The 7,860-nt window shown below is 57.0% G+C and carries 7 protein-coding genes; 2 read left to right on the forward strand and 5 right to left on the reverse strand.

Annotation, left to right across the window (positions count from 1 at the left end; translation table 11 throughout):
• Nucleotides 1-410: 410 nt before the first annotated feature.
• Nucleotides 411-1,235, forward strand: coding sequence for an endonuclease (locus ETQ85_RS20490; RefSeq protein ID WP_148580940.1), 825 nt, complete (start codon nucleotides 411-413; stop codon nucleotides 1,233-1,235).
• A gap of 254 nt (nucleotides 1,236-1,489) precedes the next feature.
• Here ETQ85_RS20490 and ETQ85_RS20495 read toward each other — a convergent pair whose 3' ends face one another.
• From ETQ85_RS20495 to qatA, 5 genes are all read right to left on the reverse strand, one after another.
• Nucleotides 1,490-1,717, reverse strand: coding sequence for a hypothetical protein (locus ETQ85_RS20495; RefSeq protein WP_222862227.1), 228 nt, complete (start codon nucleotides 1,715-1,717; stop codon nucleotides 1,490-1,492).
• 95 nt (nucleotides 1,718-1,812) lie between these two features.
• Nucleotides 1,813-2,580, reverse strand: coding sequence for a Qat anti-phage system TatD family nuclease QatD (gene qatD / locus ETQ85_RS20500; RefSeq protein WP_148580942.1), 768 nt, complete (start codon nucleotides 2,578-2,580; stop codon nucleotides 1,813-1,815).
• Nucleotides 2,581-2,587: 7 nt separating this feature from the next.
• Nucleotides 2,588-3,961, reverse strand: a complete 1,374-nt coding sequence (qatC, locus tag ETQ85_RS20505) for a Qat anti-phage system QueC-like protein QatC (RefSeq protein WP_148580943.1) — start codon at nucleotides 3,959-3,961, stop codon at nucleotides 2,588-2,590.
• Complete coding sequence (qatB, locus tag ETQ85_RS27365; RefSeq protein WP_148580944.1) at nucleotides 3,958-4,845, reverse strand: Qat anti-phage system associated protein QatB; 888 nt, start codon at nucleotides 4,843-4,845, stop codon at nucleotides 3,958-3,960. Before qatB ends, qatC begins: the two co-directional genes overlap by 4 nt.
• Nucleotides 4,845-6,797: a Qat anti-phage system ATPase QatA gene (gene qatA / locus ETQ85_RS20515; RefSeq protein ID WP_148580945.1), complete on the reverse strand. Its 1,953-nt coding sequence runs from the start codon at nucleotides 6,795-6,797 to the stop codon at nucleotides 4,845-4,847. Before qatA ends, qatB begins: the two co-directional genes overlap by 1 nt.
• Before the next feature lie 634 nt (nucleotides 6,798-7,431).
• Here qatA and ETQ85_RS20525 point away from each other — a divergent pair.
• Nucleotides 7,432-7,614, forward strand: a complete 183-nt coding sequence (locus ETQ85_RS20525) for a hypothetical protein (RefSeq protein ID WP_148580946.1) — start codon at nucleotides 7,432-7,434, stop codon at nucleotides 7,612-7,614.
• The last annotated feature ends 246 nt before the right edge of the window (nucleotides 7,615-7,860 follow it).

A 7,860-nucleotide genomic window follows, 5' to 3' on the forward strand; every position in this document is an offset into this window, starting at 1 on the left:
TCAGCGCATTTCGATTTTTGCCGGGCTGCTCCACGGCGAGCTGATGAGGGCCTGTAGTGGCTGCGGCTGCCGCGGCGGTGCTGGCTATCGTCTTCCGAACGGCAAATGTGCTCCGCGCCGCGCCATGGAGGTCACGCGAGGATGACTGCTGCCAGCCAATACCAGCTGGCCGCGGGGGAAGTCGTTCAGTGTCCCCGTTGCCACTACATTCGCTCCAGTCGAGACTTCGGCGCCACTGAGGCGTGCCCCCGCTGCGGCGTTGTCTATTCCTCAATGGCTTCGGCTGCCAAGCGGCGCAGTGAGTCTCCGCAATCGCGGGAGGTTTGACGTGCTGAAAGTCGGGGTCACCAGACCGGGAGAGTCCCAGGCTAAGGTTGCCCGGTGCGCTGCCTCTGCGTAGACTGCCGCCGATGCCCTACGCCTTGCTGCTATTCGCCACACTGTTGGCCGCCTGTACGTCTGCACCACCTCGTCCGCCAGTTCGTATCCCTTCAGAAAGGCCTGTCGCCGATCAGGCCAGCCCGATCAAGATGCCCCCGTCAGTCAGCACGGCATCTTCCATTCTTCCTGCGCTCGTTTATGGCAAGAAGGCCGTCGGACATCGAGACTTCGCTGGCGCCAAGAAGGTGCTGCCGAGTGTGTTTGCGGGGATGGAGGAGGATTTCTACTGTGGCTGCCGATACACCGGCAAATCCGTTGATCTGGCCGGCTGCGGATACCGGCCGAGAAAGAGCTTCGAGCGGGCCAGCCGCATTGAGTGGGAGCATGTTGTGCCAGCCTGGATGTTGGGCCAACAGCGCCAGTGCTGGCAGAGCGGTGGGCGAGCGAACTGCACGGCGACTGACCCGGTATTTCAGATGGCCGAGGGGGATCTGGTCAATTTGGTGCCGGCCGTGGGTGAAGTGAACGGTGATCGGAGCAACTACCCGTATTCAGCCTGGACTTCCCATCCGGAGCACATGTACGGCGCCTGCCAAACCATAATCGACTTTAAGGGTCGGCGTGCCCAGCCTCGGGCAGAGGTCCGCGGGCGGGCTGCTCGGATCACGCTCTATATGTATGAAACCTACAAGCTGAACTTGAGCAGTCAGGACAAGAAGCTGATGTGTGCGTGGGCCAAAACATATCCAGTTGATGACTGGGAGCGGGAACGCAACACACGCATTATCCGTTGGCAGGGTAGAGGCAATCCATGGGTGACGGAGGCGGCCAAGCTAAGGGCGGCCTGTGGCTGACGTTCAGGCAATTTCTTCTTGGTGTGCTTGCCATCTGATCCCGCTTAGGTGTGGAACGGTGACGGGCTGGTGATCGGCCATTCCGGCCATTCGGTTCGCTGGCAACTTCCGACAGCAATGCATCGGGTACCTGCCGTTCAGTCAGTGGGCGCTGTGAACGCGCCAGTTTCCCGATCAGGAAAACTCACACTTCTATCCCGTTACAGCCATTCAGGATCTGTCACTCCATGAATGCAGCAAAGGTCCGACCCAAGTCACAATTTCTCCGCAAGCGCCTTCAGCTTCTTGCTCTCCTGCGCCACTTTGACCTGCGCCTTCCCATCCTTGCTCACTCGAATCGAGGTTGCATATTGAATGATGGCGTCGTACGCCTCCTTGCTCTTCGCCTCGTACCAGCCGGCCTTATAGGTCAGGCTTCCCGCAGCGACCATGCTTTTTAGATCAGGGTAGTTGTCTACTTGATCTTTAATTAGCTTCTTCAAGTCAGCTATCTCTTTCTCTGAGAGTGGCATAGTCGAAATCCTCGTCGTTGGTCTATCGATAAGAGAAGGTTGGTCGAGTAAAGGAATCCAGCTTTCTAGCGGTCGTTCGAAGGGGGCTCCAGCAAGCTGCGCAGGTTGCTCCGAACCGTTCCCGCGATCGTCGCCGGCAGAACATTGTGCAAGCTGCCCAGCAGCTCAATGACTACCGCAACATCCGCAGGTTTTGACGGCCTCGACCCAGTCTTGGTGAAGGGTCCATCCGTCTCCGTCAGCAACCTGTTGAGCGGGATTTCAGCGACCATGGCCGAATGTCGCGGGTTATCTAGCATCGCAGCGTTGATCGAGAAGTAGCACCCAAATTCAAGCGCGCGCGCCGCCTCTGCCTTCGTGCCCGTAAACCAGTGAAGCACAACCTTGCCTCGTCCTGATGGAAGATAAGACTCGATGTAATCTAGGACGAACTTAGTAGCACGGATGCTATGGACTGTGATGATCTTGTCACCACTTTCCGCGCACTTCTGCAGGACGTGCTGAAAAACTTGCTTCTGAAGGTCCAAGGACTTATAGAAGCGCGGCCCAGCATCAAGACCGACTTCGCCAACATATCGAGTCTCTGGAAGGTACCGGTCCCACAGTTCAATCTCGGACGCACGCTCTACAACCAGCTGAGGATGTAGTCCGAGCGCCGCCCGAACACGCTTGGTGCGTTGAGCCAGCTCGTGGTTGCGCGGCCAAGCTCGCGGTGTCGTGGTCACCGCCAGGGTGAACACGCCTGCTTCTTCTGCCTCCTCCACAGCAGCCTGATGATCCGGGTAGAGATCAAGGTGGCAGTGAAAGTCCACGAGACCGTTGCTTGTACTCATCGGTAGCCTAATCCGGCGCAGTTTCCACGCCTTCTATCAACTGGCCGACTTCGGCAAGACCACGCTGATACACAGCAGCAAGTTGATCGAGTCGCAAGGTCTCATCGGCGAGCGAGCCAGGCTTATGGATAAGTAGCTTCGCCAAATGTGGTGCTGCACGGAGGCGCTCTATTGCGAACTGAAATGACCTCACCTGTTGCCCATTGGATTCGCGCGTATCCAGTGGGTGGGCTAACAGGTCCGACAACGTGTACTCGGTCGCGTCATTGCCACGCCCGAAGGCCGCATTCAACGCGGCGCGACGAATCAGGCACGGCAGACAATAACCGCACTGTTCGATGCCGCGCCCCTTAATGCCCAGATGCCGAGCGTTCGAGGGATGAGCGCACGACAGCGCATGTGGAACCAGCGCCCTTAGCAATGAGGGATTTGCACAAGCAGAAGCCATCTCGCCCTTTGTCATGGACCAATACGGATTCTCGACACGACCAGATATGCCGAGAGCGCCCAAAAGGTCGTTCCATCGCGCGATGTAGTATGGATGGGTGGTCCGAGTACTGTTCGAGCCAAGGCGTAGCGGGTCCAAGGGGACGTTCAACGCAATCAAGCCGTTCTCCGGCACGCCCAACACGAAGTCCGTCCTAAGTCCGGTTCCGGCGAACACGCCGAGGGCGAAGAACAAGAATGAACGCCCACGGGTTGAGTTTTCTGAACCCACGCCTTGCACAAGTTCAGCAGGGAAGAGCATCCAAACTCTGAGGCGATCGAAGACGTTTCCGCTGTATTGCTTCTTCAATGCAGCGAAAAGGGCATTTTGTGCATCACTGGTTGCGCCCTCCCCCGCATGGCTTACCAGCAATGGCGTTCGGCCCTGCTCCAGGAGGTCGATGGCACCAATCAGGCTATCCAAACCGCCAGAAAAGAGACTCACTGTATCGAAGGCCGGAGGCAAAAGCGTCTCTGGCGGCGTGATGATTTCGGCGAAACGTTCGGGGCGAGAACGAAAGCCAATCATCCAGCGATCTCCCGTCAGAAAATCTAGAGTTCGCTTTATCGTCTGCGCTGCGGCGTTCCACCGGTTCGGGTCGCTGACGGGTACCACCAGGCGGATTTCACGAGTCCAAGAATCTTGTGACTGCTCTGCCCTAGAGATACGCGTGTCAGCAGCATGCACATGCGCGGCAAGAACCAGCAAGTCCAGCCCTATCTCTGAGGGGAACACACCCAGAGCCTTCAAACTGGTCAGAGCAGCACCAATACCATGATCAAGCGATTTTTCGCCAGCCACCAGCTGCAGGTAAGTTACCTGCTCATCAGATGCACTGGGAATCGAAATTTGATCGTCAGGACCATACCGGCCTGCAAGAAGGTGTCGATTCATTGATCTGCCTCCGCGTCTCCGAGTGTCTGCAAGATGCCAAAGGCACGTTCATAAATTGTGTCGACAAATGTATGTACGCGGTCCTGCGTCAGATTTGGAGTTTCAGCGCGTGCGGCCGTCAGGGCATCACTGACGCCATTGCGGATGAAGTCACGCAACTGGCTCTGAACACGCAACGCGATCAGTGGGTCCGTTGGAGCGGTGACCAGCTTCGTACCAATGTCATTACACAGTCGAGCTTCGATAGCGTGGGTTGCATACAACTCGAAAACCGTTTGCATCTGGTCAGGGCTGAGTGCATCAAGATCGGTCACGCCCAACGTGCTCAAGTCCACGATCGTCTCGATAAATGCCTCCCTTGCAATACCTTCATCGACCGTACCGGCATTCGGGCAGATGTAGTCGGCCAACCCCATAAATACTTCGTCGATCGGGCGGCCTGCCAGCCCTTCGAGATCCAAAGAACGCAGCGCCTCGGTTGCGCCGCGAGCCTGTACATCTGTCAGGAAGCCCAGCAGTCGAGCACCGGAACCGCGCGAGGCGCCCATCCGCTGAGCCGCCTGCCGCGCCCCACCCGAGGATTTTGATACATACCCTGAAACCGCACGACCCAAGCTCGCGCGATCGCTACCACCAGAGCCAGCGAAACGAGTGAAATTGCTGCGCGGCGCAGTAAACCGACTACCGTCCGCCGGGGTCGGAATAGCGAGTCGAGTTGGCGGAGCAGGTGGTAATGTTGCGGGGCTGGCCGGATCTTTGGTCGGTGCACCTGCTGGTGGAGCAGATGGCGAGGCCAGCCCTCCGGCATCACCGTCCGATCCGAGCCACGAAGGTACCAACGGCGTGCCCCCTCCGGGTCCTCCGTATGCAGTCGAGGTTCCCACTATTTGCCTCCCTTTTGCGTCTTATTTGCAGCCTCGGCGGCAGCCTTCAGCATATTGTTGCCAGATACCTTTGACCAACCGACAATCAACTCAGCCATACGCGCCTGTGCAGCGCTGTCCTTAAGCGCCCCTTGCCAGCCACTGACCACCCACGGACCACACCGACTAGCAGGTAGCGCCTGCAGAAAATCAATAAGGCTGCCCTGCAGGCTCGGTTGCGCCTTCACCAGCACAACCATTCCGTCTACTCCGGCAGGCTGCGTGTCAAAGCTGTCTCCGCTCACGATCTTGGCCCGGACAGCTTCAAACAACTTCGCCGCTTCAGGCTGGGCAAGTTGCTTCAGTTCAGATTCCAATGCCTGAACGGAGAGTTTGGGGCCAATCAGCCTCTCAGCGACTGCCGCCAAATGGCCCAGCACCGACGCAGGCCCGAAGTAGTCTTTCTTATCCTTGGTCGCAAACAGGTACGGCCGCAAATCGACGCCTGCCACGGGAGGCAGCACCCGAGACCAAGCAAGGATGGCCTCTGACGACTTCCATTCAGTCAGTAGCGCGCTATCCGCCTTCGCCTGTGTCGCACTACTTTTGGCTTCGCTCGCATCAGTCTGCTTGGTCTTCGCATCCGAACTCAAATTCTCGGGGGCGTTAACCTTCTCCAACATCGCTAGATCTGTGCAGAGCCCCTTCGAATCTGTCACCGCAACAGTAGCTATCTGATCAAATAGACTGGGCAGAAACCGCTCAGCGAGCATCAGCTTTGCCAGGATCGGCAACTTGATTTCGTCGCCGAAGCCACGAGCCTCAGCCATCTTCTGACGTAACAACAGCGTATTGAGGAATCGCTTGATCTGCCGCGGATTGCCTTTGGCCCCACTCGCCAGAATCGGGCCAATCTGATCACTCAAAATCAAAGCGTTGTGTGCCTTGTTGGCATTCTGACCAAGCGCCGCACTTATGGCCGCGCGGTCCAGTGGCGCGCTCTCCCATGGTCGCTTCAGCCGTGCGCGCGCCGCCTTGATCAATTCACTGTATCCGGGATCTTCTTCGCCCAACTCGGCCCCTGCCAAAAGAAGCGTGACGTAGATGCGAGTCTCTGTCTCGCCCAAGGCGGGAATGCGAAACGGGACCTGGATCAGCTTCTCAAGGTAGTTGCGAGCGTAATCCCGTGGCCCTGTCGTGTCCGGCAAGTCTGGGAAGTGCTTCCGCACCGCATATTCAATCATTGCCTCATCAGCGGCCACCACAAATGCGGTACGGGCCGTGAAGACGAACAGCCGTATCGCTTCGAGCGTTTCAATCGCCGTATCTGGTAAACACCGATCTAGGTCATCAATTAGCACAACGAGCTGATCAACGCCGGCCTCCTTCAACAAGTTGTCGAAAGCCTTGCGAAATGCGTCAACTTCCTCAGGGACGTTCTTGGATTCTGAGGGCTTCAATACAGCCTTGACTCCCTCGATCGCGGAACTCAGATTCTCCTTGGTCGCAAGTTGTCCGGGGTCCGATAGCATCCCTTCCAGACGGCTCACGATCGCGCCAATCTGGTCAGGCGTCGGGATACCCGTGAAGGCGGTCAACGCCAAGCCACCCGCGCTCTTCGCAACCTTCAGCCAGTCGATCCGCTTGAAAACGTCCTTAACCGCGCCCGCAGCCTTGCTCAGCGCAGGTCTCTTTTCGACAAGCCCTGCAACGATACCTTCAATTAGGGCGATCTTGGCGTCCTCGAAGCCCTGGAAACGCCAGCCGTTGAACTTGAGGCACAGGACGTCCTTGTCGCTCGAGAACCCGGCCTCTATCATCTCCAGCACGCTGGATTTCCCAGCGCCCCAATCACCATGGACGCCGATCGTCACCGGATGGTCTGGCTTCTCCCGCAGCAAACTGAGGATCGTCGTCGCAATCGCCTCGTTGTTGAGCAAGTCAACTTTGGTTTCGTTGTCGGTCAGAATCATTCGCGTCGTCCCTCTCAAAGCAGCGATGCAGCAGTAGCGACGTTTTCTCAATCTGCACGCTAATTCGGCAGCAATTTCGATTGCTTTTCAGTTTCTCACCCAGGCCGAATGACTCACCAGTCTCTCGCCAATGTTAACTACCGGCCGACGGCATTCTATCGACATAATGCCAGAAAGCGGCCGCTTGGAATATATTGCTGCGGTCGTAGTTCACCGGCTAGATTTCCGTTTGCTCCGATATCTCCAGTGGGTCATCGACCTCGATACCGAGGAATCGAACGGTACTTTCGAACCTCGAATGTCCAAGTAGCAGCTGCACAGCCCGCAGATTTTCGTGCGTTTGTAGATCAGCGTCACTTTGGTTCTCCTCATTGTGTGTCCCATAGGCCGAAGGAACGGCTGTGGTGGGTCGGGGGCACCTGTTCGCCGGATGAGGAAGCGGACGTTCAGAGGTTTTTCCGCCTGAGCGGCAGGCCGGATGTCCACCTTTGATACTGTTAAGAAACTGGCCGAACTACGTCAGCAATGAAGTCGGTACCTCTTGATTCCCGTAGCCTAGCCCCAATATATTGATTGTGCATGCTTGGTGCACGGGGCACGGCGCTCTCAGCTGGAACAAGAGTGGAGTAAAGTGATGGCGAAAAACACAGGAGACGACTACAGAAAGGGTTCTGTTACTGATCGTACCCAGGTGCAGAACCCTCGCACTGGCAACTACACGAAACGGGATACTGACACCGGCCGCTTTATGGAAGTAAAGCAGGATGGAAAACCGTTCAAAGGGGTTGCTAAAGAGGTTGATGGTCGTCGTAAGTAGGCCGGCTGAGATATAGGGGGGTACTCCTAGATGCTAGCTTAGGGGCATCTCCAGCATTGAAGATGCCCCTTTTTCATTGGTCATGATCCTTTACCGCCAATGGCAGGTCGCAGCACAACATGGGAACGTTCAGCCGGAGATCAAGGTGGGGCATGGGTACGGCCGACTGTCCACGTTGCAAAACAACGAATTTGACGCCGGATCCAGCCCGGGTTGGGCCCTAGATAGCTAGCAGGCCGATGCAAA

It is taken from the genome of Zoogloea oleivorans (genome assembly GCF_008107625.1).
Lineage (GTDB): Bacteria > Pseudomonadota > Gammaproteobacteria > Burkholderiales > Rhodocyclaceae > Zoogloea > Zoogloea oleivorans.

Excerpts from the sequence above, each read along its gene's own strand:
- ETQ85_RS20490 (WP_148580940.1), top strand. The coding sequence starts at position 411 with ATGCCCTACGCCTTGCTGCTATTCGCCACACTGTTGGCCGCCTGTACG.
- qatD (WP_148580942.1), bottom strand. The coding sequence starts at position 2,580 with ATGAGTACAAGCAACGGTCTCGTGGACTTTCACTGCCACCTTGATCTC.
- qatC (WP_148580943.1), bottom strand. The coding sequence starts at position 3,961 with ATGAATCGACACCTTCTTGCAGGCCGGTATGGTCCTGACGATCAAATT.
- qatA (WP_148580945.1), bottom strand. The coding sequence starts at position 6,797 with ATGATTCTGACCGACAACGAAACCAAAGTTGACTTGCTCAACAACGAG.
- ETQ85_RS20525 (WP_148580946.1), top strand. The coding sequence starts at position 7,432 with ATGGCGAAAAACACAGGAGACGACTACAGAAAGGGTTCTGTTACTGAT.